This is a genomic window from Bifidobacterium ramosum, from assembly GCF_009299505.1.
GTDB classification, from domain to species: domain Bacteria; phylum Actinomycetota; class Actinomycetes; order Actinomycetales; family Bifidobacteriaceae; genus Bifidobacterium; species Bifidobacterium ramosum.
The window spans coordinates 74523-101440 of record NZ_WBSM01000006.1 but is presented as its reverse complement, the minus strand read 5'-3'; the positions used below and the strand labels follow the sequence as shown (position 1 = coordinate 101440).

The 26918-nt window shown below is 65.9% G+C and carries 19 protein-coding genes; all 19 read right to left on the bottom strand.

The annotated features are described in order from the left end of the window. Positions 1-143 precede the first annotated feature (143 nt). The 19 genes from DSM100688_RS06580 to DSM100688_RS06490 all read right to left on the bottom strand — a co-directional run bounded on the left by DSM100688_RS06580 (position 144) and on the right by DSM100688_RS06490 (position 26815). Positions 144-1520 (bottom strand): aspartate aminotransferase family protein, encoded by a 1377-nt coding sequence (locus DSM100688_RS06580; protein WP_152358346.1) that lies wholly within the window; start codon positions 1518-1520, stop codon positions 144-146. Positions 1521-1602: 82 nt separating this feature from the next. Further along, positions 1603-2658, bottom strand: coding sequence for a phosphotransferase (locus DSM100688_RS06575; RefSeq protein ID WP_163146792.1), 1056 nt, complete (start codon positions 2656-2658; stop codon positions 1603-1605). Between the two features lie 64 nt (positions 2659-2722). Further along, positions 2723-3766 (bottom strand): zinc-binding dehydrogenase, encoded by a 1044-nt coding sequence (locus tag DSM100688_RS06570; protein WP_152358344.1) that lies wholly within the window; start codon positions 3764-3766, stop codon positions 2723-2725. A gap of 97 nt (positions 3767-3863) precedes the next feature. Next, the gene (locus DSM100688_RS06565) at positions 3864-5222 is read right to left on the bottom strand and encodes an MFS transporter (RefSeq protein ID WP_163146793.1); all 1359 of its coding nucleotides are present in this window, start codon (positions 5220-5222) and stop codon (positions 3864-3866) included. 13 nt (positions 5223-5235) lie between these two features. Beyond that, positions 5236-6885: an amidohydrolase gene (locus tag DSM100688_RS06560; protein WP_152358342.1), complete on the bottom strand. Its 1650-nt coding sequence runs from the start codon at positions 6883-6885 to the stop codon at positions 5236-5238. A 12-nt stretch (positions 6886-6897) separates the two neighbouring features. Further along, the gene (locus DSM100688_RS06555; protein ID WP_152358341.1) at positions 6898-8922 is read right to left on the bottom strand and encodes an amidase; all 2025 of its coding nucleotides are present in this window, start codon (positions 8920-8922) and stop codon (positions 6898-6900) included. Positions 8923-9024: 102 nt separating this feature from the next. After that, entirely contained in the window at positions 9025-10587 is a 1563-nt protein-coding gene (locus tag DSM100688_RS06550; RefSeq protein ID WP_163146794.1) for an ABC transporter substrate-binding protein, read from the bottom strand. Positions 10588-10667: 80 nt separating this feature from the next. After that, entirely contained in the window at positions 10668-11495 is an 828-nt protein-coding gene (locus DSM100688_RS06545) for an ATP-binding cassette domain-containing protein (protein ID WP_152358339.1), read from the bottom strand. 1 nt (position 11496) lies between these two features. Further along, the gene (locus tag DSM100688_RS06540; RefSeq protein WP_152358338.1) at positions 11497-12453 is read right to left on the bottom strand and encodes an ABC transporter ATP-binding protein; all 957 of its coding nucleotides are present in this window, start codon (positions 12451-12453) and stop codon (positions 11497-11499) included. Between the two features lie 2 nt (positions 12454-12455). After that, positions 12456-13355 (bottom strand): ABC transporter permease, encoded by a 900-nt coding sequence (locus DSM100688_RS06535; protein WP_152358337.1) that lies wholly within the window; start codon positions 13353-13355, stop codon positions 12456-12458. A gap of 2 nt (positions 13356-13357) precedes the next feature. Then, a complete protein-coding gene (locus DSM100688_RS06530) occupies positions 13358-14308 on the bottom strand; it encodes an ABC transporter permease (protein ID WP_163146795.1) in 951 nt (316 codons plus the stop codon). A 70-nt stretch (positions 14309-14378) separates the two neighbouring features. Next, positions 14379-15677 carry an aspartate aminotransferase family protein gene (locus DSM100688_RS06525; protein ID WP_204316639.1) on the bottom strand — a complete coding sequence of 433 codons (1299 nt, stop codon included), beginning with the start codon at positions 15675-15677 and terminating at the stop codon, positions 14379-14381. A 324-nt stretch (positions 15678-16001) separates the two neighbouring features. Further along, positions 16002-17621 (bottom strand): PucR family transcriptional regulator, encoded by a 1620-nt coding sequence (locus tag DSM100688_RS06520; RefSeq protein ID WP_152358335.1) that lies wholly within the window; start codon positions 17619-17621, stop codon positions 16002-16004. 240 nt (positions 17622-17861) lie between these two features. Then, the gene (gene pepN, locus DSM100688_RS06515) at positions 17862-20471 is read right to left on the bottom strand and encodes an aminopeptidase N (RefSeq protein WP_152358334.1); all 2610 of its coding nucleotides are present in this window, start codon (positions 20469-20471) and stop codon (positions 17862-17864) included. Between the two features lie 78 nt (positions 20472-20549). Further along, positions 20550-22577 (bottom strand): ribonuclease J, encoded by a 2028-nt coding sequence (locus DSM100688_RS06510; protein WP_420837487.1) that lies wholly within the window; start codon positions 22575-22577, stop codon positions 20550-20552. 88 nt (positions 22578-22665) lie between these two features. Continuing rightward, complete coding sequence (gene dapA, locus DSM100688_RS06505) at positions 22666-23556, bottom strand: 4-hydroxy-tetrahydrodipicolinate synthase (protein ID WP_420837490.1); 891 nt, start codon at positions 23554-23556, stop codon at positions 22666-22668. Positions 23557-23833: 277 nt separating this feature from the next. Beyond that, entirely contained in the window at positions 23834-24586 is a 753-nt protein-coding gene (gene dapB, locus DSM100688_RS06500) for a 4-hydroxy-tetrahydrodipicolinate reductase (RefSeq protein WP_152358332.1), read from the bottom strand. A gap of 208 nt (positions 24587-24794) precedes the next feature. Beyond that, entirely contained in the window at positions 24795-25979 is a 1185-nt protein-coding gene (locus DSM100688_RS06495; RefSeq protein WP_239519325.1) for an MFS transporter, read from the bottom strand. Between the two features lie 110 nt (positions 25980-26089). Next, on the bottom strand, positions 26090-26815 hold the full coding sequence (locus DSM100688_RS06490) for a GNAT family N-acetyltransferase (RefSeq protein ID WP_239519311.1): 726 nt from the start codon (positions 26813-26815) through the stop codon (positions 26090-26092). Positions 26816-26918 lie beyond the last annotated feature (103 nt).

Here is a 26918-nt window from a genome sequence, read left to right as displayed (position 1 = left end):
TCCTCGCTGTTTCGTTGTCAGTCGTGATACCGAGCACCATCGTACTCAACACGCCCGGCAACGTCACTCCCCCACGCGCAATGCTGCCCGGTTTCCCCGCATTTGCGGATTCCACACTTGCGGCATGCGGCCCGGCCGAGGCGTCAGCCGAAGTATCCGAGGTCGCGCAGCTCACCGATCGCGGCGAGCAGCCGGTCGGCGTCGGCGGTCGTGAAGACCAGCGGCGGGCGCACCTTGAGCGCGCTGCCGTCCGCCCCGGACGCCGAGATCAGGATGTCACGGTCGCGCAGCGCGTCGACGATGGCCTGCGTACCGGCCGGATCGGGACGAGAGCCGTCGTCGGAGCGGATGTCGATGCCGATGAACATGCCGGCGTGGCGGATCTGTCCCAATTTCGGCCGGCCGGCGAGCAGCGACGCGAACCCGTCGCAAATGTAGTCGCCGACAGTCTTGGCCTGCTTGAGCAATCCGCGCGATTCGATCTCGTCGAGCACCGCTTCGGCCGCCCGCATGGAGACCGGGTTGCCGCCGAACGTGTTGAAATATCTGGTGCAGGCCGCGAACGCGTCACCGATCGCCGCCTTGTAGACGACCGCTCCGGTGGGGATACCGTTGCCCATCGGCTTGCCGATCGTGACCAGGTCCGCGTCCGCATGATGACGTTGGAATCCCCAGAACGCGTCGCCGGTGCGCGCGAACCCCGACTGCACCTCGTCGGCGATGAGCAGGCCGCCGGCCCGGTGCGCCATGTCGGCGACGTCCGCGACCCAGCCTTGCGCACCCGGCAGCACGCCGTCCGAGGAGAAGATCTGATCGAGCAGCACGGCTGATACGCCATAACCCGCGTCGTGCAGCTTGCGGAACGCGGCGACGAACCGTTCGCGCAGCACGGCGCGCACCCGATCGGCCGGCATGTCTCCCGTCAGCACGTCGTGCACCTCCACCGTGGCGAGGAACGGGGCCAGAGGTATGGCCGTGCCGAAGCTCGGGGACACCGACGACACCAGCGCGGTGATGCCGTGATAGGCATTGGCGGTCACCACCACGCCCTGATGCCCGCTGTAGACGCGGGCCATGCGCAGGGCCAGGTCGTTGGATTCGGAACCGGAATTGGTGAAGCTCACCCGGTCGAGCCCTTCCGGGAACAGGGCGAGCAGACGCTCCGCATAGTCGAGCACCTCGTCCTGGAGGTAGCGCGAATGCGTGTCCTGTTTGGCGAGCTGGTCGGCCACCGCCTCGCGCACATGCGCGTTGGCGTGCCCTACACAGGCCACATTGTTGTAGCAGTCGAGATAGTCGACGCCGTCCGCGTCGAACAGATGCGCGCCACTGCCCCGCACCACGTGGATGGGCCGGTTGTAGAACAAGGGCCCCAGCGTGCCGAGCGTGCGCTTGCGCCGTTCGATCAGCGCCACCGTGTCCGGGGAGAGCCCGGCGGTGCCCTTGGAGAAATCGAATCCGTTCGCGAGTCCCTTGCGCCCGGCCACCGGGGCGGGGACGCCTGCATCGACGTTGCTCATGATATGTTCCTCTCTTGTGCTGCGACTGGATTGATGACTGAAATGACTGGAGCCATGACGGACGGATCCGATTTCGATCCGTTCATGCGCCGGCGAACGAGTCCGAAGCTCCGTCCGACAACGATTGCAGCAGTCGCAGTCGGACGATTCTGGACTCGGGACGGAACAGATAGTGTTCCGGCGACGTGCCGCTGCGGCGTTCGGCCAGCAGCGGCAGCAGCACGACGAGCGCGGCGCGCGCCTGCATGACGGGCATGAGCAGCGGCAGCAGACCCCGATCGAAGTCCGGGTTCACGTTCAGGTACGCGGCCAGCGCGATGCGGCACGGTTCGAGCGGATCGGCGAGCACGTCGTCCACCAGATAGCACAACGCGGTACCCAGATCGCATACGGCCGGCATCATGTGCATGTCGCCGAAGTCGATGATGCCGGCGATTTCGTCCGGACGATCGTCGCGCACCGTGATGTTGCCGGGATGGAAGTCGCCGTGGCACAGCTGTTGCGGCAACGCATCGATATGGCCGGCCACGGATTCGTACGTCGCCGCCGCCTGTTCGATCGCTCTGCGGGCCGTCGCGTCGTCGATCATCGGCAGCACGTCCTGCGCGATCGCCGGCAGCAACCGGACATCCCACAAGATGCGCCCCAACCGATCCGCATACCCGCGCTCGTCGGCCAGCACCCGCTGGATGCGCGCCAGACGGTCGCCGATGCCGGCGAGCAGCGCAGGGGATGGGCGGCCCGGCAGGGACGAGACGATGCGTCCGGGAACGAACGTGGTCAGCGTGGCCCACCGGGTGCGTCCGCCGGCGTCGTATCTCGCGATCATGCCGTCGTCCGAGCACGGCACCAGTCTGGTCACGGGCACGTTGACCGCCCGCCGTTCCAGCATGCGCAGCGCGCGGGCACGCATGCGCACGGTCCCGTAGTCCTCGGCCGGATGCTCGATCTTCAGCAGGTAGCGCGGCGAACGTTCGCCCTGCACCGTCACGGCGAACGTGTCGTCGCGTTCGGTGGCGATGCGGGTGAGCCGAGCCCCGTCCAGACCGTAGTCGCGGACCAGCAGGGCACCGGCCTCGCGCTCGTCGACCGGCTCATGCGGCTGTCCCAGCGTCCGGTATCCGTCGAAGTCATGCATTGCCAGACCTCCTTGCCGTTCCTTGTCTCTCCCGGTCATTCATGGTCGGTTTCGGACCGCCGGCTCAGCGCACGACGATCATCGGCTTGATCGTGCGGCGGTTGTCCATGTCGTCGTAGGCCTGGGCGATGTCCGCGAGCGCATACCGTTTCGTATAGACCGGACCGGGGTCGATGCGGCCGTCAAGCACGGCCGGCAGCACTGCGGCGATGTAGTGGCGGGCCGGCGACATGCCTCCGGTGACGGTGATGTTGGAGTAGAACAGGTCGCGCACGTCGATGCTCACGCCGTGCGGCAGGCCAACGTAGCTGACGGTGCCGCCGGGCGCGACCATATGGATGGCCGTGGCGAAGGACTGTGCCGATCCCACGCATTCGAGCACCTTGTCGGGCCTGTCGCCGCCGGTGATCGACAGTACATGTTTCACGGCGTCGTCGCCGCGCTCGGTGACGATCTGGTCCGCGCCGAAGCGCAGGGCGAGCTCGTTGCGGTCGGCGTGTGTGCTGCCGGCGTTGATCACGCAATCCGCGCCGAGCAGCTTGGCCGCCATCATGGCGCACAGGCCGACCGCGCCGTCGCCGATCACCGCGACCACGTCGCCCGGCTGCACGTGGGCGCTGGCGGCCGCGTGGTATCCGGTGGTGAACACGTCGGTCAGCGTGAGCAGGCCGGCTGCCAGCGATTCGTCGGGACGATGGCCGTCGGCGTATGCCTTGACCAACGTGCCGTCGGCGAACGGCACGCGCGCGGCCTGCCCCTGACCGGCGTCTGCGGTCTCACGCCCCCAGAACCCACCATTGACGCAGCTGGTTTCCAATCCTTGCCGGCAGAACCGGCAGGTGCCGTCGCTGTAGCGGAACGGCACGATCACCCAGTCGCCGGGTTTGACGGACCGCACTTCGGATCCAATCTCGCGCACGGTGCCGACGAACTCGTGGCCGATGCGGTTCGGCGCGGCCGCTCCTTGGTCCCGGTACGTCCACAAATCGGAGCCGCACACGCCGGCGTATTCGATGTCGACGATCGCGTCGGTGGGATGTTGGATGACGGGGTCGGGGACCTCGTCGAGGCTGACCGTGTGGTTGCCGTGGTAGACAGTGGCTTTCATGATTGCCGCCTTTCTTGGCTTGACTGGATGGAATGTGAACTGAACGAAGAATGTGGACTGAAGGGATGCCTAGCCACGGGTGTTCCACGCGCGCGGATCAGTCCTGCCAGCGTCCGGCGCTGATGTCGGCGTATCTGCGGCGCACCGCGGCGAGCGTGGCCGGCAGCATCAGCGCGAATCCGACAAGTCCGACGATCCATAGCGGATACTGGGCGAGCAGCGCGACGCGCATGGCATGGTCGGTGTACAGCGTGGGACTGGATGCACCCTGCATATCGAGCAGGACGCCAACGCCGAGCATGACGATGGATGCGGAGAAGGAGCCGCCCATGTTCGCGATGCCGGTGGCCAGTCCAAGGTTGCCGGATTCGTTGGAGTCGCGTACATAGTCGAAAGCGACGCCGGCCGCCGGCCAACCGCTGGACACGGCGGCGAGCAATGTGGCCGTCAGCCAGAACGGGTGGGGACCGGAGGTCGTCAGGACGGCCGCCCACAATATCATCTGTGCTCCGGACGATCCATAGACGATCAGCGCGCGGCCGTGGATCGGATGGATTCCGGCGATGCGCCCGAACACCACGGCCCATACGGCGCACATGACGATGCCGGCTCCCAGATAGGCGCTGGCCTGCTGGCGCGTGTACCGTTCCACGGTCAGCAGGAAGGGCACGCCCCACAGCGAATTCATCATGCTGTTGGAGAACACGTTGGTGAAATGCACCCAGAACCCGCAGATCGTGCCGCGTTGGCGCGCCGCCACGGCGATCGACGGCCAGATGCCGGCCGGATGCCGTGCGGCCGCGCGCCCATCGTCACGAGCCGTCCCCGGACGGTCGGCAAGGAACAGCAGCACACACACGGCGATCATCATGCCGATGCCGCCGGCGGCCGCGAACGCCGCGCTCCAGCCGGTCAGGTTCATCAGCCAGACGAACGGGTAGATCGATATCAGCTGGCCAAAACTGCCGAGCTGACCGGTCAACTGGTTCATCAACGGCAGTCTGCGCACTGGGAACCATGCGGCGACCAACCGGATCGCCGAAATAAAAATCAACGCGTCACCGCTGCCCACCACCGCACGTCCGATCACCGCCATCCATGCGGCTGGCGCGAACGCCAGCAGGGTCTGCCCGGCCGACATGAGCACACATCCGGCCGAGATCAGGCGCCGCGGCCCGTATCGGTCGAGCAGCAGCCCGGCGGGTATCTGCATGACCGCATACACGAACAGCTGCAGGTAGACGAACGACGAGAGCACGGTGCTGGTGGTGTGGAAATGGTGCGCCGCCTGGATGCCGGTGGCTGACATCGACGAACGGCAGGCCATGGCGAACAGGTAGCCGACCATGGCCAGCGACCACATCAGGTACGCCTTGATGCCGCCGCGTTGCGCATCACGCTCCTTGGATACGGAAGCGGCATCGATACGGCCGGGCAGCCCCCGTTCCGTTCCCATCTCGAAGATGAGATCAGCGGCCGGCGGATTCATAGCGCACCTGCCCGCCGATCACCGTCGCCGCGACGCCGATCTCGTGCAGCGAGTCCGGATCGACCGTGTGCGGGTCGGCGTCGAGCGCCACGAAGTCGGCGTATTTGCGGGGACTGAGCGTGCCGAGCACCCGCTCTTTCTTCGACGCGTACGCGCTGCCGTACGTGTAGGCGCGCAATGCCTCGTCGACAGTGAGCCGTTCGTTGTCGCCGAGCACGAACCCGCCGGCGGTCTTTCGTGTGACCATGCCTTCGATGGAGATCATCGGCGCGACCGGCGCGCACGGGGCATCCGTGCTGCCGGGGATGATCGCGCCGCGATGCACGAACGAGCCCATGCGGTAGGCGCGGCGGGCGCGTTCCTCGCCGAGCAGCCGCACGTAGGCGTCGCCGTTGTTCTTCATGAAGCTGCCCTGCGGGTTGACGATGATGCCGTCGCGGATGATGCGTTCCACCGTGGCGTCGCTGGATAGTCCGCAGTGTTCGAGGCGGTGGCGCACATCCTGCCGCGGGTAGAGCCGCTGGGCGTGCTCGATGGCGTCGAGCGCGATGGCGATGGCGTGGTCGCCGATCGCGTGGATGGCCATGCGCCAGCCTTCGCGGTGCAGGATGGCGACCTGACGGGCGAATTCGTCCGGGTCCCAGCTGAAGACGCCCTTGTTGTCGGGCATGTTCAGGTAGGGCTCGTTGAGGTAGGCGGACAGGCTGGAGAACGCGCCGTCGAGGATGATCTTGAACGGGCCGATGTCGAGCAGTCCGCCTTCGAAGCCGGTGCGGATGCCGAGGTCGAGACCGAAGCCGTGCTTGAGGTCGCCGGTCAGCTGGCCGAGATCGTGCAGCGCGGAGAAGTATGGCATGAGCGTGCCGCGCTGGTGGATGAGTCCGCGGTCATAGGCCTCCTGGAACAGGCCGATGTCGTCGGGGGTCTGACCGATGCCCTCCCAGTTGCGGTCGGTGCCGGTGCCGCCGTCGGTGAAGCTGGTGATGCCGAGCGAGAGCGTGTATTGCGCGGCGAGTTCCAGCTGGTGCAGCAGCGTGGCCTCGCTCACCCGGTTCGCCAGTCCGGTGAACATGAAGCACATCTTGTCTTTGACCAGACCGGTGACGTGCCCGTGCTCCTTGATGACCAGATCGGGCTGGTCGATGTCGTCGGGATGCTCGTAGCCGGCGCGGCGGAAGGCTTCGGTGTTGATGACGGCCGCATGGTTCGACAGATGCAGGATCAGCAGCGGGTGGCCGTGCGAGATGCGGTCGAGCACGGCGATGTCGGGAAACGCGCCGAGCGAGAACTGGTCGAAGCCCCATCCGAGCACCCATTCGCCGTCGGGCGTGCGCTCGGCGGCCTCCTCGATGCGCCGGTAGACCTCGTCGAGCGTGGATGCGGTCTGCTTGCGCAGGTCGACCTGGTTGAGGTTCGCGCCGAGCAGCGAGAAGTGCAGGTGTACGTCGTTGAAGCCGGGGCAAACGAACCTGCCGCCCAGGTCCACGTGGTGCCGGGCCGGCACGCCGTCCAGGTCGTCGTCGAGCGCGACGATCTTACCGTCGTATACGCCGATGCGGCTGGCTCGGGGATGGGCGGGGTCCATCGTGTGGATGTCGGCGTTGTCGAAGATCGCGTCGATGGTGAACATGCTGGCTTCCTTTCAGATCAGCGAGGTTCCGGCCGGATGCGGGTCGGGGTTGTCGAATACGGCGACGTCCGCGCCGACGGTGCGGCCGCGTCCGGTGAACAGCGCGACGACGGCGACCTTGCGCGCGTCGAACACGCGGGCCAGCGAGATCGACCCGTCCCAGGCCTGTGTGCCGTCCCATTGCTCGATCATCAGACCGTTGACGAAGATGCGACAGGCCACGCGATCGTCGGGATCGGCGGCCGTGACCGCGTAATGCAGGCGCCCGTCGCGGATGGCGGCGTCGAGGTGCGCGGCGAAGGTGCGGCCGGTCGGCGCCGAGGAGTCACGATCGAACGCGATGCGGTTCAACGATTCGATGGCCGGGGTGCGACGCGGTGCGACGCGGCGGTTCGTGGCCCGTTCGTATTCGGACGCGCACGCGAGCAGCAGACGATCGCTGCCGGCCGGCCCCATGAACGTCAGTCCGGCGGGCACGCCGGTGTCATCCATCACGCCCATCGTCACGCTGACCGTGGGGATGCCCAGATGGCGGATCATGCGGTTGCCGTTCGAGAACCAGGTGCCGTCCTGCCACGCTTCCGTGTTGTGCACCTCGTCCACGTCGGCGTCCGCATGGGCGATGTTGCTGTTCGTCGGGAAGATCAGCACGTCGAGCTGTTCGGCGCGCATCCACTGTTCGAGGTGGCGTTTGCGGATCGCTTCAAGGCCGGCAAGCCCGGCGGCCAGTTCTGGGGTCTTGTACAGCGGCAGCAGCCTGCCTTCGCGCATGTATTGCGCCGCCTGCTGGTAGAAGCCGTACTGCCAGCCGGTGCGGCGGGCCATCGAATCGAACGGGTTGGGGAAGATGTCGTCGGGGTCGACGTCGAGCAGGCTGTCGAGCCCGTCGATGTCGAACCCGCGGATGAATTCCTCGAGAGCCGCGGCGTTGAGCTGCAGCCATTCGTGGTCCATCCAGTCGTGCGGGATCAACCCCTCGTCGGCGAACGTCTTCAGCGTGCGCGGCTCGATGTCGTAGGCATCGCGCAGCGGGAACGTCGTCCAGCGCACGTGCGCGCCGAGCGCCTTGAGATCGTCGATGGCACGCAGCAGCAGCGCGTTGACGCTCGGCCGGGTGTATACGGCGGGCAGCGCGTCGCCGAGGCGTCCGGCGTAGGCGCCGACCACGCCGATGCGCGCTCCGGCAAGCGCGTCCACGTTCTCGATGCCGCCGAATCCTTTGGCGTGCAGACGCTCGGCCGCTTCGAGCCGCACGTGCTTCTGGCCGCGCCACAGATCCCCTCGGGTGTCCGGATCGTCCGCGGTCAGCGTCGGCAACAGGGCCAGCAGGTCGCGCACCGTGCGCGTGTGGGGCACCACCTCGTCCTTGGTGGCGTGCAGCACCCAGTTGCCGCGCAGCGAGATGACACCGCGCGAGGGCGTGTACGCCACCAGGCCGTTGTTGGCGGCCGGCGAGCGCCCCGAGGAGACGGTTTCCTCGCCCAGGCCGAAGGCGGCGAAGCTGGATGCGGTCGACACCGCGGAGCCGTTGGAGGATCCGGAGTACCATGCGGCGGCCAGGTAGTCGCCGTTGTACGGGTTTTCGGCGCGACCGTAGACGCCGCGCTGCACGCCGCCTGCAGCCATCGGCGGCATGTTGGTGCGTCCGACCAGCACGGCGCCGGCCTTGCGCATCGCGCCCACGGAGAAGCTGTCCTCTTTGGCCACGACGTGCGCGAACGCCGGGGAGCCGGCGGCCATCGTCATGCCTTTGGCCATGTAGCTGTCCTTGACGCTGTACGGAACGCCGTGCAGGGGGCCGCGAGTGCGTCCCTCGGCCCGTTCCTCGTCGCGGGCCATCGCCTCCTTGAGTACGTCCGGGGCGATGATCGGCGTGGAGTTGAGCCGTATGCCGTTGACGTCGTAGTAGAACAGGCGGTTGAGATAGGCCACCGTCAGTTCGGTGGAGGTAGTCTGCCCGCGCTCCATCATCGCGGCCATGTCTTCGATGGACAGTTCGATGACGTTCACGTCACGCTGTTCGCTGTTGGCTCCCATTACGATCCCCTGCTTTCGTTACGTTGCCGTTGCGTTGCCGTACGTGTGCGCGACGGGCGGGCCGCCCGAACCGAAGCCCGGCCGGGCGGCCCGCCGTCACATTCACTGCTTGAGCTCGATGTTGTAGTAGACGGGCCCCTGCATGCCGTCGCTGTAGTTGGTGACCTTCTTGGAGACGGCGCTGATCTGCTGGTACTTACTGATGATGATGTTCGGCACGTAGTCATAGAACCAGTCCTGCAGCTCGTCGTAGCCGGCCTTCTGATCGGTCTCGGAGGTGGCCGAGTTGATCTTGTCGGTGATCTCGGCGAACTTCAGGTCGGTGTTCCAGCCGGCGCCGGATGCCTGGAAGAACGAGTAGCAGATCGGGTTCGCGGAGTAGGAGTAGCTGGAGATGATCATGTCCCAAGCCTCGGGCTGGAACATCTTCTGCAGCACGCTGGCCCAGTCGAGCACCTGCAGGTCGGTCTTGATGCCGACCGCCTGGAGCTCGTTCTGCACCTCCACGCTTTCGTCGTACATGTACGGGTAGTCCTTGGTGGTCAGGAACTTGATGGTGGAGCCGTCATATCCAGCCTCCTTGATGAGTGCCTTGGCCTGGTCGAGATCCTGGTGGTTGTACTTGTCGAGGCTGGATTCGGAGCGCAGCGGGTTACCTTCGGGCATCAGCGCGCCGTCGTTCTTGTACAGGTCGGCGTTCTGATGGCCGGCCTTGGCGATCTTGCCGAGGTCGAGCGCGGCGAGGACGGCCTGGCGCAGCTTCTGGTTGTCCTTGAAGATGCCCTGCTTCTTGTTGAACAGGATCGTCTCAAGCATTTCGTCAGTTTCCATCGTCACGTCCTGGCTGGCCTTGACCTGCGCGTACTGCGAATCGGCGAGCGAATAGCCGATCTCGTACTGGCCCGACAGCGCGCCGGTCATACGGGTCGTGCCGTCGGTCACGAAGTCGAACTCGAGCTTGTCGGCGTGCGCCTCGCGCTTGCCGGCGTATCCGTCCGTGTCGCCGTCCGGGGACTGGTAATCGGCGAACTTCTCAAGCACGATGTTCGTGTCCTTCTTCCACGACGCGTACTTGAACGGGCCGGTGCCCACGTATTCGCTCACGCCGGTGTCGGTGGCCTTATCGATGACCGACTTGGGCATGATGGCGGCGATGCGCGCGGTGTCGGCCATCAGGTACAGGCCGGTGGAGACCGGCTTGGGCGAGGTGATGACCACGGTGTCGGCGTCGGGCGAGCTGACGGTGGAGCCGGTGAAGAACGTGCTGCCGATCTGCGAGAGCTTGATCCAGCGCTGCATCGAGGCCACCACGTCCTCGGCCTTCATGGTTTGGCCGTTGTGGAACTTGACGCCGGTGCGCAGCTTGAACGTGAACGTCTTGTAGTCCTTGCTCACCTCATAGCTTTTGGCGAGCAGCGGCGCGACGCTGCCGTCTTTCTTCAGCGTGACCAGCGTCTCGTAGATGTTGCGCATGGTGTCGCGCGCCACGTACGCGCCGGTGATCATCGGATCGAGACTGGTGACGGTCGCGTTGAGCGCGATGTGCACCGTGCCGCCGTCCGTGGGGGTTCCCGACGACGAGCCGCCGCTGCCGCACGCGGCCAGGGATACGATCGTTGCCGCGGCCGCCGCGAGGGCGACCATCTTCTTGCCTAGCCTGTTCATGATTTCCTCTCTTTCATTGAAACCGGTTGGGACAGATCTGTGGATTGGTGGATGGTTGACGTGGATATTGGAATCGGGGCTCATCCGGCCAGCTGGTGCCGGCTCGGATCCGGCAGCGGGATGCTGTCGAGCAGGTTGCGCGTGTAGTCGGTGCGCGGGTTGGCGAACACCTCGCCGACCGTGCCTTCCTCGACGAGGGTGCCTTTGCGCAGCACGCCCACGCGGTCGGCGATGAAGCGCACGACGCTCAGGTCGTGGGTGATGAACAGATAGCTCAGGGCGAATTCCTCCTTGAGGTCCTGCAACAGGTTGAGCACCTGCGCCTGCACGGACACGTCGAGCGCGGAGACCGATTCGTCGAGGATCAGCAGTTTCGGCTCGACGACCAGCGCACGTGCGATGTTGATGCGCTGCAGCTGGCCGCCCGAGAACTGGTACGGGTAGCGGTTCAGCGCCCACGAGCCGAGTCCGACCCTCTCGAGCATGGATTCGGCCGCGTCGAGCCGTTCGCGTTTCGTGTTTCCGACGTTCTGGATCTCCATCGCCTCGAGCAGCGCACCCGCGATGGATTTGCGCGGGTTGAGCGAGGAGAACGGATCCTGGAACACCATCTGGATGTTGCCGCGGATGTCGCGGCGCAGCTGGCGTGGCGAATCGTCGGTGTAGTTGTCGCCGTCGAACACCACGGTGCCGGAGGTGGGCTTCTCGAGCGCGCTGATGATCTTGGCGGTGGTGCTTTTGCCACTGCCTGATTCGCCGACCAGCGCGTAGGTCTGCCGGTGGTCGACCTCGAACGAGACGTTCTTCAGCGCGTGGAAGATGTTTGCCGCGTTGTGGGAGAATCCTCGGGTGACGTAGTCCTTGCACAGGTTGTTCACCTGCAGGATCGGCCGATGCTGCGTTGCCATGTCACGCCTCCTTGTGTTCCTGTTCGCGATAGGCGGCTTCGATCTCGGCCATCGAATCGGCCACCGTCTTGAGCCGCTTGGGTTCGGGACCGTCCAACGGCGGCGTGGCCGACAGCAGCGCCTTGGTGTACGGATGCTGCGGATCGGAGAACAGCCGTGCCGCCGATGCGGTCTCCACGATCCGTCCGCGGTACATCACGGCCACGCGGTCGCAGGTCTGCGCCACCACGCCCATGTCGTGCGAGATGAGGATGATGCTCATGCCGAGTTCGTCGCGCAGATGGCGCAGCACCTTGAGCAGCTGCATCTGGATGGTCACGTCGAGCGCGGTGGTCGGTTCGTCGGCGATCAGCAGCTTCGGCTCGTTGATCAGCGCCATGCCGATGACCACACGCTGCAGCTGGCCGCCCGAAAACTGGTAGGGATACTTGCCCATCCACTCTTCGGGGGTGTCGGCTCCGGCCTTGCGCAGCGCCGACAGGCAGCGCTGCTCGATCTCGTCCTTGCCCAGGCCCCTACGATGCGCCCTGACGGTTTCTCGCAGCTGGCTGCCCACAGTCATCAGCGGGTTGAGGCTGGACATCGGGTTCTGGAAAATGAAGCCGATGTCGCCTCCGCGCAAGTCGAGCAGTTCCCTGTTCGACATGTCGAACACGTTGCGGCCGGCAAAGCGGATGGAGCCCCCGTATTTCGTGGTGCGCTCGTTGTGCAGGCGCAGGATGGAGAAGGAGCTGACGCTTTTGCCGCAGCCCGATTCGCCCACGATGCCGAGCACCTCGCCGCGGCCGACGGTGTAGTCGATGCCCTTGACCACGGTGATCCAGTCCTTGCGGCCCGCCTTGAAGCTGACCGTGAGCCCGTCTACGCTCAGCAGCGGCTGCGCCTGGGCATCCTGCGTACCATCCTGAGTATCATCCTGTGTATCGAGGGGTGCGGAAAGATCGTTGACCTGGCTCATGGCTACCTCCTCTTCTTCGGGTCGAGCACTTCACGCAGACCGTCGCCGAACATGTTGATGACGAACACGGTCAGGGCGAGCGCCACACCGGGGAAGACGGTCAGCCACCACGCCGAGTAGATGTAGGTGCGGCTGTCGTAGAGCATGTTGCCCCAGCTGGGATGCGGCTGGGGGATGCCGGCGCCGATGAAGCTCATGGCCGCCTCCACCAGGATCGCGTCGGCGAACACGAACGTGACCTCCACGATCCATTCGCCGATGACGTTGAGCGCGATGTTGCGCCACAGGATGCGGTTGCCGCCCGCACCCAGGTTGACGAGCACCTGCACGTAGTTCTCGTTCATATTGGCCAGCGTCGCGGAACGCACCACGCGGGCGACCATCGGGATGAACACGATGGACAGGGCGAGCACCACGCTGCGGGTGGTCTGGCCGAACGAGCCGACGAACACGATGCCGAACAGGATCGCCGGGAACGCCATCAGACCGTCGCAGATGCGCATGAGCATGTAGCCGAGCCGCGGGTAGTATGCGGAGTACAGGCCGACGACCAGGCCGACGATGCCGGCTATCAGCGCGGCGCTGAATCCCACCGTCAGCGATGCCTTGCCGCCGAGCAGTACGCGGGCGAACAGGTCGCGTCCGACGTTGTCGGTGCCCATCAGGTGCCCAGAGGCGCCGGGCGCGGCCAGCATGGCGGACGTGTTGGTGGCGTAGGCGTCCATGTGGCCCAGCCACGGCATGAGGAAGCAAGCGAGCGCGATGACGGCGAGCAGTACGCCGCCGACCAGCGTGGTGGGCGAGGCGAGCAGCGCCTTGAGCCATCGCGGACCGTTGCCGTCGGCCGCCACGTCGGCGGGGACTCCTGCCGGAATGGAAGTTGCACGAGCTGCGGTTGACATGATCAGAACGACCTTTCTCGGATTCTCGGGTCGATGACCGCGTAGAGCACGTCCGTGATGAGGTTAACGACGATGAACACCAGAGCCACGAAGATCAGGATGCCCTGCACCATCTGGTAGTCGCGCCGCAGGATCGAGTTGGACACCAACTGGCCGATTCCAGGCACGTTGAACACGGTTTCCACCACGATCGCGCCGGCGATCAGTTCGCCGAACGACTGGCCGACGATGGTGAGGATCGAGATCGACGAGTTCTTGAACGCGTGGACCCACAGCTGGCGAGCTCGGGTGAGGCCCTTCGCCTCGGCGGTGCGGATGTAGTCGCTGCCCAGCGAGTCGATCATCGAGGACCGGGTCATGCGGATGATGATCGCGATCTGCAGCGTGGCCACCGACAGCGCCGGCAGGATCAGGTGCGAGAAGTAGCCGCCGATGTCGTCGGACGGGTAGACGAATCCGCTGGCCGGCAGCAGTTTCATGTTGAGCACGAACACGATCATGAGCAGCAGTCCGGCGAGGAAGCTGGGCAGCGAGGTCGTGAGCGTGGCGAATGCCAGCACCGCGCGGTCGGCCGCGCGTCCGTGCTTGTCGGAGGCGAGCACGCCGAGCGGGATCGCGACAATCAGCGAGATCAGCTCGCCGAGCACCGCCACCGACAGCGTGGGGAACACGTGCGACAGGATCGTCGGGGTCACGCCCTCCCCCAGCACGTATGAGTAGCCAAGGTCGCCGTGCAGCAGGTTCATGAACCACGACCACAGCTGTTCGGGCACCGACTGGTTCAGTCCCATCTGTTGGCGGATCGCCTCGACCTGCGCGTCGGTCGCGTCGTTGCCGGCGATCACGCGCGCCGGGTCGCCACCGCTCATATGAGAGAGCAGGAACGCCACGACGCCCACCACGATCAGAACGGGAATCGCCGACAGCAGCCGCTTTCCCAGATACCGAAGCATCGTTCTCTCCTTTCCTTGCATCCTGTATGTCCGAAAACCTCGCCGGATCGCGTCATGCGGCCGGACGGCTTCAGATGGTGGCCAGCACCTTGTCGAGCACCTCGAGGCCCTCGTCGATCTCGTCGGTGGTGGAGTTGAGCGGGGCGGCGAAGCGCACCGCGTCATGGTCGGCGCCGCAGCCGAGCAGCAGCAGGCCCTCCTTCAACGCTTCGGCGGAGACGGCGTGGAAGATGTCCGCGCCGTTCATCTCGCCCTTGGAGCCGAATTCGATGGCCAGCATCATGCCCACACCGCGCACGTCAGCGATGAACGGGTACTTGGCCTGCAGTTCGAGCAGGCGGGTCTTGAAGTACGCGCCGACCTTCGCCGCGTTGCCGACGATGTCCTTCTCGGCGAATTCGTCGAGCACCGCCAGGCCCGCGGCGCCAGCCACCGGGTTGCCGCCGAAGGTGCCGCCGTGCATGCCGGGCAGCCAGCGGTTCATGTTTTCGGTGGTCGAGATCACGGCGCTCATCGGGAAGCCGCCGGCGATGGCCTTGCCGACCGTCATGATGTCCGGCACCACGCCGGAGTGCATGCCGGCGAACATCTTGCCGGTGCGGCCATAGCCGGACTGGATTTCGTCGAAGACCAGCATGATGCCGTTGGCCGTGCACATCTCGCGCAGTCCCTGCAGGAAGCTCGGGTCGGGCACCACGTAACCGCCTTCGCCCTGCACCGGCTCGACGTAGATGCACGCCACCTGGTCGGGGGCCACGCAGTATTTGAACAGCCGGCGCACCTCGTCGAGGCACCAGTCGGCACGCTGCTTGGCGTCGTAGCCGGCCGGGCACAGGTCCTTGGATGGGTACGGGGCGAAGTAGACGCCGCCCATCAGCGGTTCGATGCCCTTGCGGTAGAACGAGTTGGATGCGGTGATGCTGATCGCGCCCATCGTGCGGCCGTGGAAGGAGCCCTTGAACGCGATGACCGCCGGACGGCCGGTGAGCACGCGGGCCAGTTTGATGGCCGCGTCGGTGGCTTCCGCACCGCCGTTGGCGAACAGCATGGAATCGAGGTTTCCGGGCGTGACCTCGGCGATGCGCTTGGCCAGTTTCAGCGTGGACGGATAGTTGACCACGTTGAAGCTCGCGGTGACGAGCTTGTCGATCTGTGCCTTGGCGGCGGCGATCACGCGCGGATGCGCGTGACCGAGCGCGTTCACGGCGATGCCCTGCACCCAGTCGATGTACCGCTTGCCGTTCACGTCGGTCAGGTACATGCCCTTGCCGGATTCCACGACCAGGCTAGTGGCCTTGGACAGGGCCGGGCTGAGGTATTCCTTGTAGTCGGCGAAGACGATATCCGAATCCTTGATTTCCTGTGACATCTGCAACACTTCCTTTGGTTGTCGTTTGCCGTGTGATGATGGGTGATGGTTGAGGAGCGCCGTGCACTTCAAGCGCTGGTACGGTGTATTGTCCGCCGTCCGGCATGCGCGTTCAATGGACGATCCGCCAGCGGCGGGCGGGCGGGCTGGACGGCGTGTCCAACGCGTGCTGGATGTTACCGATTGATGTCGTAGCGTCGACGACGATCGCGCAACGTTGCAACGACGCCGTTTTCGTCTTGCCGGGATTCGATATGAGGCAGATACGAGGTCACCCCGCGTATCGGCGGTGTTACGCGGGGCGACCTCACTTCGTCATCGAAGTTAACGTAAAGTTGACATGGCGCCGTCACGCATGAACGAGCATGCGATCCACACCTTCACCCGGTCGGATTCCTTCGAGAAATCCAATCCGAGCAGCCGTTCGAGCTTGCCGAGCCGGTTTTCGACCGTATGCCGGTGCACGCCGAGACGAGTGGCCGTCGCGCCCACGTTGAACGCGGTGGCCAGCGCAGTGCGCAGCGTGCCGATCAGCGACGCACGGTCGTCGTCCGTCAGTGCGCCGAGCGGCGAGAACAGTTCCTTCGCATACAGCTGCGCGATGCCCGGGCTGACCAGTTCGTGCGCCGGCATATCGACTACGCCGTCCCTGCCCGAGGCGCAGCGCAGCCTGAGGTTCTGCTGCGCCTCGCGGCACGCCTCGGCGAGCATCGGCATCGAACCGGATTCGGCCCGACCGTATTCGCCGTCGCTGAGCTGGTCGGATACGAACCGTTCCACATGCAGCGCGTACTCATGGCCGGTCACGATCCACATCAGTCCGTTCACCTGGCCGTAGATCGCCTCGTCCGCGATCATCGAATCCAGCAGATCAAGCATCCGGCCGTCGTCATGCGCGCATTCGAAACAGTAGACGCATACCGGGAACCGCAACCGCCAACGCCACAGCTCGCCGGCGAACGCCGCTCCCGCTTCGGCCCGCCCGGCCATGATCTGTTCGATGACGATGGCACGCAGCCGCGAGCGCATCCGGTATTCGTTCATCCTGCGCGGCAGCGCGCACGCCAACGCATCCGCCGCGGCGATATCCACCGACCGCAGCAGCGCGCCTCCCGACTCCGTCCGGTCGGCCATCACCACGATCATGCCCAACAGGGTACCATCATGCTCCACCGCGCACACGCAGTACTGGCCACGGGATTTCGCCGAGCCGAACATGGTCTTCTGCCGGGAGCCGGACTGGCTGCGGGCACGGATCAGTTGGTGGATCAGATCGGACGCCTGCCGGTGCATCACCTGATTGGAAATGGCCACGATATCGCCTTCGGGGCGCGCGAATGCGGCCCATCCGCCGGTGAGCCTGGCGCACGCGTCCACCACCGATTCGATCGGTTCCGCAGCGTTCGAGGCCTCGAACAGCTCACGCTGGGCGGCATACATGACGCGCTGCAGGTTCTCGCTTTCCTCGGCCTGCGCACGCAGCACGGTCTTGACGATCTGCGAGAAATTGATCTCGACGGGCACTTCGAACAGCACCATGTGATGCTGGCGCACCGCGTCGGTCAGCGCCTGCGGAATCCGGTCGTGCTTGATGCCGACGCCGAATCCGATGGCCAGCACGCCAGCGCGGCTCAGATCGGCCACGTACTGCATATATAGGCGCGCGTACGCCTCCTGCGGATTCTTGATCGACGTGGGCAGCCCCATTTTGCGCAGATCGCGTTTGAGCAGGGAGAGGTCGTTGACATTGCCCATGCTTTCGAGCGGGAAATTCGTGGAACAGGTAAGCAGCACCTCGCCGGGTTCCGCGTACCGCGCGGCGTTGACCACGTCGGTCGGATGCACCCAGATCACACCGTTGTCGAGCGTCTCGCCGCCGCCGTCATAGACGGTGACGAGCTTGAGCTGCGGATCGTCGAGCAGCTGTCTGATGGTGATGGGCATGCTCCCATAGTGCGGCAGGATGCATGTCGGCGGTATTGCCCGCGGATTACCGGAACATGACGTCAATGTCGGCCGGATCACGATTGAGACCGCCTGGATACGGTCGGATGAGGTCCGGATACGACAACGGCGGGTTCCCCGTGATGCGCAGGGTGCGCAGGGAACCCGCCGTGAGCAAGTCGCGGCGATCGGTGGCGGCCGCCCAGGTCTGCCGTCACCGATCGGCCGAATCGCGCCGCGTTACAGCGCCGCGTTGAAGTCACGGACCTTGAGCGTACGCTGCGAGGACTCGACGTTGCCGCGGATGATGCGCTGCAGCGCGTTGTCGGCCGTCTCGTGGCTGGCGAGCCACTCGTTGCCGAGCTCGACCAGCGTGGCCGGATCGGCGTAGCCCGGGTACAGGCCCTCGAGCAGCGCCTCGGCCATGTGGAAGGTCTTGTGCTCCCAGATCCAGTCGACGGTCGCGAAGTACTTCTCGGCGTACGGCTCGGCCAGGTCGGCGCGCGGGGTCGCGGCGAATCCGCGGGCCACGGCCTCGAGCTGCGAGTTGGTCAGCTCGTCGTTGTGCAGGGCCTGATCCCACGCCCACGCCTTCGCATCGGCGGCGCCGCGCACCGCACGCGCGCCGTAGGCGAACTCACGGTTCTCGGTGGTGTCGCGCTTGGCGAGCTGCGCGTCGATGTCGGCCTCGCCGAACACGTTCACCGAGGCGAGCGCGTTGATGAGCGTCCACGTGAAGTTGTTGTCGATCTCGAGACCCTCCAGCGCAACGGAACCGTCAAGCAGGCCGCGGGCGTTCGCGGCGAACGCCTCGTCGCCCTCCTCGCCGTAGCCGAGGTAGGCGGTGGCGAGCTGGAACTGCTGGTCGGAACCGGCCGGAGCGGCGGACGCGAGCTTCCACAGTTCGGCGGCCACGTGCTCGATCACGGACGCGCGGGCGGCCGGCGCGGTGTAGTGCCAGGCGGCGGTGCTCATGCAGGAGAGCGCGTAGCGGAACGTGGTGGACTCGGTTTCGGTGGCGAGCAGGTGCAGCGTCGTGTCGACGAACTTGGCGGCGGCCAGTTCGCCGTCACGGGTCATGTCCCACAGGGCGAGCCAGATCACGGCGCGGGCGAGCGCGTCGTCGAAGCGGTGCAGGTTGTCGATCGCGAACTTCAGCGACGCGTCATCGAAGCGCAGCTTGGTGTAGGTCAGATCGTCGTCGTTCACGAGGATCAGCGCCGGACGGGCCTTGCCCGCGGCCTCGGCGACGACCGTCGTCTCGCCGTCCACGTCGAGTTCGAAACGATCCGTGCGCACGATCTTGCCGGTCGCCGGATCCTCGTTGTAGAAGCCGACGGCAAGACGGTGAGCGCGCAGCACCGGATGCTCGGCCGGCGCACTCTGGCGCAGCGTGAGCTGTTCGATCGTGCCGTCCGCCGCGGTAGCGACCTCGGTGGTGATCGTGTTAATGCCGGACTGCTCGAGCCATTGCGCGCTCCACGCCTTAAGGTCACGGCCGGAGGTGAGCTCCAGCTCGTGCAGCAGGTCGGCGAGCGTCGCGTTGGCGTACGCGTGCTTGTTGAGGTACGCGTTGATGCCCTGGAAGAACTTGTCGCGGCCCACGTAGAACGCGAGCTGCTTCAAGACAGAGGCGCCCTTGGCGTACGTGATGCCGTCGAAGTTGACGTACGTGTCGTTGAGGTCGTTGATGGGAGCCACGATCGGGTGCGTGGTCGACAGCTGGTCCTGGCGCAGCGCCCAGCTCTTCTCGCCGGAGCAGAACGTGGCCCACGCGTCGTGCCATTCGGTCGCCTCGGCGGTGGCGAGCGTGGATGTGAACTCGGCGAAGGACTCGTTGAGCCACAGGTCGTTCCACCACTTCATGGTCACGTAGTCGCCGAACCACATGTGCGCGAGCTCGTGCAGGACGGTCACGACGCGGCGCTCGGCGAGCGCGTCGGTCACCTTGGACTCGAACACGTAGGAGTCACGGATGGTGACCATGCCGATGTTCTCCATCGCGCCCGCGTTGTATTCGGGCACGTAGATCTGGTCGAACTTGGCGTACGGGTACGGCACGCCCCACGTCTTGTCGTAGAACGCGAAGCCCTTCTTGGTGATGTCGAACAGGTAGTCGACGTCCTTGGCGAACGCGGCGGCGAGCGACTGGCGGCAGTACTGGGCCATCGGCACGACGCGGCCGTCCTCGTTGCGGTAGGCGGTGTGCCATTCGGCGTACGGGCCGGCGCAGATCGCGGTGAGGTAGGAGCTCATGGTCGGCGTGGTCTCGAACACCCATTCCTTGGTGGTTTCGGCCTCGTGATCGCCGAGCGTGCCTTCCGCGGTGGTGTGGTCGGTCGCGGTGACGGACTTGACCGGCATGTTCGAGGTGACGATCCAGCTCGAGGCGGCGAGCACGGAGAAGTCGAACGTGGCCTTGAGGTCGGGCTGGTCGAAGACGGCGTAGACGCGGCGGGCGTCCGGCACTTCGAACTGGGAGTACAAGTAGACGTTGCCGTCGGACGGGTCGACGCTGCGGTGCAGGCCTTCGCCGGTGTTCGAGTAGCGGCACAGGGCGGTGACGGTGACCTCGTTGTGTGCGGTGAGGTTCGGCAGCGTGATGCGGCTGTCGGCGTAGGCCGTGGCTGGGTCGAGCGGCTGGCCGTTGAGCGTGATGGCGCTCACGTCGTCAGCGATGAGATCGAGGAAGGTGGTGGCGCCCGGCGTCGCGTCGAACGTGATGGTGGCGGTCGAACCGAAGTGCTTCGCACCGACGGTCAGGTCGAGCGCGACGGCGTAGTGGATGGGCTTCAGGACGATTCCGGCTCGCTCCTCGGCCTCGATGCGGGTGAGGTTTGCTCCTGGCATGTCACTCCTTGTCAACGTGAGGCGGCGTGATCGGTTATGCCGGTCACGCCGCCTCGGATTTATTGCAAACTTGTGGGATTATCGTTCGATCACGTCGGTGGCGATGTCCGCCACGACCGGCACGATCATCGGCTTGCGGTGCAGCTGCCGTGCGACCCAGCCGCCGAGCGTGCGGCGCATGATCTGCTGCAGCTTGTACGTGTCACGGGTGCCGCTCATCATCGCGTCGTTGAGCTGTTCGACGATCTGGTGGCGCACCTTGTCGAATTCGCTTTCGTCCTCGGCCACGGCGTTGAGGAAGATCTTCGGGCCGGAGACGACCTCGCGGTTGTCGGTATCGACCACCACGAAACTCGACACGAAGCCTTCGGTGCCGAGGATGCGGCGCTTCTCGAGCTCCTCGTCGGTCAGTTCGCCGATCGAGTCGCCGTCGACGTACACATAGCCGCACGGCACGGAGCCGACGACCGCGGCCTTGCCGTGGTACAGGTCGACCACGTCGCCGTCCTCCGCGAGCACGACGTTGTCCGGGTCCACGCCGGTCTTGACCGCGATCAGTCCGTTGGCGACCAGATGGCGGTTCTCGCCGTGGATCGGCATCGCGCACTTGGGCTTGACGATGTTGTACATGTACAGCAGCTCGCCCTCGTTGCAGTGGCCGGAGACGTGCACGGCCGCGTTGTCGCGGTTGACGACGCGCGCGCCGAGCTGCACGAGCTTGTTGATGACCTTGTACACCTCGTGCTCGTTGCCCGGGATGAGCGAGCTCGCGAGGATGACCGTGTCGAACTCGTTGATGGTGATGTCACGGTGGTTGCCGTCGGCGATGCGTCCCAGCGCGGCCATCGGCTCGCCCTGCGAACCGGTGCACATGTAGACGATCTTGTCGTCCTGCACGTCATGCGCCTGCTTCAAGTCGATGACGGTATCCTCCGGCAGGTGCAGGTAGCCGAGGTCGGCGGCGATGGACATGTTGCGCACCATCGAACGGCCGACGAACACGACCTTGCGACCGTACTTGTGGGCGGTGTCGACGACCTGCTGCACACGGTGCACGTGCGAGGAGAAGCTCGCGACGATGATCTTGCGGCTGGCCTGCGCGAACGCCTGGTCGAGTGCCGGGCCGATCGAGGTCTCCGGCTTGACGAAGCCCGGCACCTCGGCGTTGGTGGAGTCCATCATGAGCAAATCGACACCCTGCTCGCCGATCTTGCCGAATTCGACGAGGTCGGTGATGCGGTGATCGAGCGGCAGCTGGTCGAGCTTGATGTCGCCGGTATCGATGAGCGTGCCGGCCGGGGTCTTCACGTACACGGCGAGCGCGTCCGGAATGGAGTGCGTCACGTTGATGAACTCGAGCTGGTACGGGCCGACCTTCATCTTGTCGCGGCCGGTGACCGGCACCATGGTCGGGCGCTGGTTGTGCTCCTTGCACTTGGCCTCCACGAACGCGAGGGTGAGCTTGGAGCCGATGAGCGGGATGTCCGGGCGGAGCTTGAGCAGGTACGGCACGCCGCCGATGTGGTCCTCGTGGCCGTGGGTGAGCACGAGCGCCTCGACCTTGTCGAGACGGTCCTTGATGTAGTCGAAGTCCGGCAGGATCAGGTCGACGCCCGGCTGCTCCTCCTCGGGGAAGAGCACACCACAGTCGATGAGCAGCAGATGGCCATTGTATTCGATGACGTTCATGTTGCGGCCGATTTCGCCGAGGCCGCCGAGCGGCACGATGCGCAGCGAGCCCTTGCGGTACTTCGGCGGGGCGATGAGCACGGCGTCCTGCTGGGGCGCGGTGGCCGGCTGGCCGGCACGGGAGACGCGGCGGCCGCCGGCATTGCCGGAACGGGTGCCGCCTCGGCTGGAGGAGCGGGAGGAACGGCTACGGCCGGAGGACTTGGCGTCGTCACGGTCGGCGGTCTTGGCCTTGGCGGACGACTTGCGGGTGCGGGTGGACTTGGCCGGCTTCTTGTCGGCGACGCCGAGATCGAGATCATCGAGCAGATCGACGGCGGCCTGTGCGGCGGCCATCTGCTCGGATTCGGTCGGCTTGTCGGTGTGCTTGGATGCGCGTTTGCGCGCGGTGGTAGTGGTTGCTTGTTCTGTGACCATTTCCTTGTTGGGTTTCTGTTACTTGGTGTTCCCGCCTGTGCTGGGAACGACGTATGTCGGGGCGGCGCCGGATGCGGGCCGTTTGCGGTTACAGCAGACCGGACGCCTTCATGCCCTCTTCGGCGCGGTGCAGTTCCTCCGGACCGGGGCCGACGTTCGGCAGGCGCATGGTGGTGTCGTCGAGGATGCCGCGCACCTTGAGCGCAGCCTTGGCCATGACGGCCTGGAAGCCGTTGCCGTTCATCGCTTCGACGAGCGGGGCGAGCTGGACGGCGAGGCGCTGCGCCTCGTGGATGTCGCCACGGTCGAACGCGTTGGCGAGGTCGCGCATCGGGCCGGCGGCCGCGTGGGCGATCACGGAGATGATGCCGACCGCGCCGACCGACAGGAACGGCAGGAAGAGGCCGTCATCGCCGGAGTACCAGGTCAGGCCGGTCTCCATGCGCTTGCGGACCGCGCCGGCGATGTCGCCGGTGGCGTCCTTGACGGCCGCGACATGGTCGAGTTCGGCCATGCGGCGATAGGTTTCGAGTTGGATGTGCAGGCCGGTGCGGCCGGGCACGTCGTAGATGATGATCGGCTTGTCGGCCGACTCGTTGACGGCCTGATAGTGCTGGAAGACGCCGTCCTGCGACGGGCGCGAGTAGTACGGCGCGACGACGAGCACCGCGTCGGCGCCTGCCTCCTGGGTCTGTTCGACCATGCGCACGGTGTGCGCGGTGTCGTTGGAGCCGGCACCGGAGATGATCGGCACGTTCACGGCTTCGCGGACGGCCGTGACAAGTTCGACCTTCTCGTCCATATGCGTGGTGGGCGATTCGCCCGTGGTGCCGTTGACGACGATGCCGTCCGCACCGTCCGCGACCAGCTGCTTGGCCAGCTTCTGGGCCGCCTCGTAGTCGACGGAGCCGTCGGCCTTCATCGGGGTGACCATGGCCGGCAGAATGCGCCCGAACGGGGCCGGATCAAGAAGATGCATCGTCTCACTCATATGGTTTACGGTACTTCTCGCCCGGGACGCGTGCCCGATGCCGGCCCGAACCGCCCATCCGCCGCCCGCTCCCGATGAGGCATAAGCCTCCCCGAGGCGCTTGGCAACGCTTCATCACCTCTCCCCTCCAACGGACATACAGCCGATTCGGGTGGGAGAATCGGCTGTATGTCCGTTGGAGGGGGGTGAGGGATTGAGCACGAAGCGAAGCCGCATGAGACGAGGCTCTTGCGGTGAGGCCACGCGCATTACCTGCATTACAGGATCACAGGTCGAGGAAGTGGTCGAGACCGACAGTGAGGCCCGGGTAGGCGCCGGAGGCGACCTTGCGGGCGGCGAGGAGCACGCCGGGCATGAAGCTGATGCGGTCGAAGCTGTCGGCGCGGATGACCAGCTGCTCCCCTGCGTTGCCGAACAGCACCTCCTCGTGGGCGTTGAGGCCACGCAGGCGCACCGCGTGCACGTGCACGCCGTCGACCACCTGACCACGCGAGCCGCCGTCGGTCTGGGTCGCATCGGGCATCTCGCCGAGTCCGGCCGCGCGACGGGCTTCGCCGATGGCCTGCGCAGTGTGGATGGCGGTGCCGGACGGCGCGTCCACCTTGGTCGGGTGATGCAGTTCGATGACCTCGGCGGATTCGAAGTACGGGGCGGCGACCTTGGCGAAATGATCGGCGAGTACGGCGGAGATCGCGAAGTTCGGCGCAATGAACACGGTCTGGCTCTCACGCGGCGCCCCGTCCAACGCGGCGCGCACCTGATCGAGCTTCTCGTCGGCCCAGCCGGTGGTGCCGACGACGACGTCCACGCCCTGCCTCACGAGTGCGAGCACATTGCCCAGCGAGACGCTCGGCACGGTGAACTCGACCACCACGTCGGTGTTGTCGGGCGTGATCGCGGTGAGATCATCGCCGGCGTCGAGCGCGAGCGCAAGCTGCATGTCGGCCGCACCGTTCACCGCCTCGACCACGTGCGAGCCCATGCGCCCCTTGGCGCCGACCACGGAAACTCGAATCATATGTCCTCCTTGCGTGCGGGCCGATGTTCCGGCGGTGCCGGCCCGCGTCCATCGGCTGAATCAGATACGTGCACCATCGTATCGTTCGCACGACCGCCGACCGGCGCACGTATCATCCGTCAATACCATCCGGTGTTGGACGTCCGATATCGCACGTCCAACACCACGGCAAGCCAGCGGTGCGTCCGCTGGCGGCACACGGCCGATGTCAGCCGCGACGACGCGCCAACGCCCAGCCGAGCAGGGCGAGCGGCACCGAGCAGCCGACGGCGATCCACGGGATCATCATGCTCACGTGCGGACCGGCCGCGTCGAGCACCGCGCCGGCGAATGTCGAACCGAACGACGTGCCGACCGAGCCGGCCGTGGTGAGCCACGACAGGCCTTCGGTCAGGGAACGCGCGGGAACGGCGTCCTTGACGATGAGGTTGCCGGTGGCGAACAGCGGCGACACGCACAGGCCGGTGAGCATTTCGAGCAGGCCGAGCACGACGAAGCTGTCCATCATGAGCCGCAGCAGTACGAATCCGACGGTGAGCAACGTCAGGAACATGACCATGTGCCGCCAGTGCGACCCCTTTACCTCGTGCGAGCCGAAGATCACCGCGCCGATGCACGAGCCGACCGCGAACATCGCGAGCTGAAGGCCGAGCCACTGTTCGACGCCGGCGGCCTTCATCGACGCGGTGACCGACACGTCGAACGCGGTGAAGCTCATGTTGAACACGAGAAAGACGATGAGGATCGGCAGCACGCCGGGGTATCGCAACGCGCTTTTCGCCTTCGGCGCGCCGGTGCGCAGCTGGCGCATGGTCAGATCGTCGACCTGCCGCGCACCGGCCGGCGCACCGGCCGGCCCGACGTTCACCGGCTCGAGGACCGGCGGCTGGGTGCGCCGCAGCGAGAAGAAGACTGCGCCGCCGATGCCGCATGCGAGCGTCGGCACGAACAGCTGGGACACCGGGTGCACCGATGTGGCAAGGAACGCGGCCAGGATCGGCCCGACGATGAACACGATCTCGTCGATGGCCGACTCCATCGCGTACGCGGTGTTCAGCAGCGATTCGTTGCCGGAATCGCGCAACGCGTACGCCCAGCGGGTGCGCACGAGCGCGCCGAACGAGAACTGCGTCAGTCCCATGACGACCGCCAGCGCGAACAGCAGCGGGATCGGCACACGGTTCAGCGCGGCGAAGGCGAAGGACAGCATGGCGATCACCTGCACGCTCAGGGCCACCGCGCCGACGCGGCGTTGGCCGAACCGGTCGAACAGGCGTGCGTAGAACGGCGTGACGACGGCGACCGCGAGGATGTACGCGGCGCTCATCGACCCGGCGATCGTCCAGTTGTCGTACAGATGATTGAGGGCAAGCACGATGCCGAGGCTCATCATGGAGATCGGCAGTCGGGCGACCGCTCCGGCCACGCAGAACGCCTTGGTGCCGGGGATGCGGAACAGCTGCGCGTACGGCGACGGCCGGGACTGCGTTGCGGTGGCGGCGGTCACGCGGCCACCTCCCCGCTGTAGATGAAGATGTCGTCCATGTCGTCGCCGTACTGCGGATGGTCGGCCGCATACCATGCGATCTCGCAGTCGAGACCCTGATGGTCGTAGAAGCTCACGTCGCAGCTCGAGTCGGTGTGCAGATAGTACCGGCGGACGCCGAGACCGGCGAAGTCGCGCATCGCGCCACGCCACAGGGTGCCGCCGACGCCGTGGCCGCGTGCCGCGCCGGCGACGAGGAACAGCTCGATCTCGGCCTGCGTGGTGTCGTTGACGTGCGTGTCGCGTTCGAGGTCGGTTTCCAGCGCATGCCATTGCAGGGTTTCGCGCAGGGCCGCCGCACCGTGCGCCTTGTCGGCGGCGAGCGCCTGATCGGTGTCGGCGAGCGTCTGCTTCGCCTGCGGGAAGAGGATGGGCCGTCCGGGTACGCGGACGATGAGCACGCCCATGAACCGGCCGTCGCGTTCGGCGATGGTCGCGCCGGTGGCCGGTTCGAGGTAGTGCAGGACGAAGTGTCGCGACAGGGCGATCGAAGCAGGGGTGCCAGCGGCACTGGACCAGTCGCCCCAGGTGTCGTCGAATTCCTTGACGACGGCGTCGACGTCGCTCCATGCCATGCGGCGGTAGGTGATGCCGGATGCGCCGGGAGCGTTCGGATGGGTGGGATTGAGGTTGGCGGAACCGCCGTGCTCGGCGGTGATGGTGGTTGCGTTCGTCGCAGCCATGGGTTGTTCTCCTTAACTGTGTTGCGTCCTGCACGTGTGCCCGCCCACACATGCTTCCAAGGGTCGCGGCTCCCATCCGCAACGACGCCTGCGATGCGTTCCC

Coding starts and splice junctions, on each gene's coding strand:
- DSM100688_RS06580 (WP_152358346.1), bottom strand. CDS start 1,520: ATGAGCAACGTCGATGCAGGCGTCCCCGCCCCGGTGGCCGGGCGCAAG.
- DSM100688_RS06575 (WP_163146792.1), bottom strand. CDS start 2,658: ATGCATGACTTCGACGGATACCGGACGCTGGGACAGCCGCATGAGCCG.
- DSM100688_RS06570 (WP_152358344.1), bottom strand. CDS start 3,766: ATGAAAGCCACTGTCTACCACGGCAACCACACGGTCAGCCTCGACGAG.
- DSM100688_RS06565 (WP_163146793.1), bottom strand. CDS start 5,222: ATGGGAACGGAACGGGGGCTGCCCGGCCGTATCGATGCCGCTTCCGTA.
- DSM100688_RS06560 (WP_152358342.1), bottom strand. CDS start 6,885: ATGTTCACCATCGACGCGATCTTCGACAACGCCGACATCCACACGATG.
- DSM100688_RS06555 (WP_152358341.1), bottom strand. CDS start 8,922: ATGGGAGCCAACAGCGAACAGCGTGACGTGAACGTCATCGAACTGTCC.
- DSM100688_RS06550 (WP_163146794.1), bottom strand. CDS start 10,587: ATGAACAGGCTAGGCAAGAAGATGGTCGCCCTCGCGGCGGCCGCGGCA.
- DSM100688_RS06545 (WP_152358339.1), bottom strand. CDS start 11,495: ATGGCAACGCAGCATCGGCCGATCCTGCAGGTGAACAACCTGTGCAAG.
- DSM100688_RS06540 (WP_152358338.1), bottom strand. CDS start 12,453: ATGAGCCAGGTCAACGATCTTTCCGCACCCCTCGATACACAGGATGAT.
- DSM100688_RS06535 (WP_152358337.1), bottom strand. CDS start 13,355: ATGTCAACCGCAGCTCGTGCAACTTCCATTCCGGCAGGAGTCCCCGCC.
- DSM100688_RS06530 (WP_163146795.1), bottom strand. CDS start 14,308: ATGCTTCGGTATCTGGGAAAGCGGCTGCTGTCGGCGATTCCCGTTCTG.
- DSM100688_RS06525 (WP_204316639.1), bottom strand. CDS start 15,677: ATGTCACAGGAAATCAAGGATTCGGATATCGTCTTCGCCGACTACAAG.
- DSM100688_RS06520 (WP_152358335.1), bottom strand. CDS start 17,621: ATGCCCATCACCATCAGACAGCTGCTCGACGATCCGCAGCTCAAGCTC.
- pepN (WP_152358334.1), bottom strand. CDS start 20,471: ATGCCAGGAGCAAACCTCACCCGCATCGAGGCCGAGGAGCGAGCCGGA.
- DSM100688_RS06510 (WP_420837487.1), bottom strand. CDS start 22,577: ATGGTCACAGAACAAGCAACCACTACCACCGCGCGCAAACGCGCATCC.
- dapA (WP_420837490.1), bottom strand. CDS start 23,556: ATGCATCTTCTTGATCCGGCCCCGTTCGGGCGCATTCTGCCGGCCATG.
- dapB (WP_152358332.1), bottom strand. CDS start 24,586: ATGATTCGAGTTTCCGTGGTCGGCGCCAAGGGGCGCATGGGCTCGCAC.
- DSM100688_RS06495 (WP_239519325.1), bottom strand. CDS start 25,979: ATGATGAGCCTCGGCATCGTGCTTGCCCTCAATCATCTGTACGACAAC.
- DSM100688_RS06490 (WP_239519311.1), bottom strand. CDS start 26,815: ATGGCTGCGACGAACGCAACCACCATCACCGCCGAGCACGGCGGTTCC.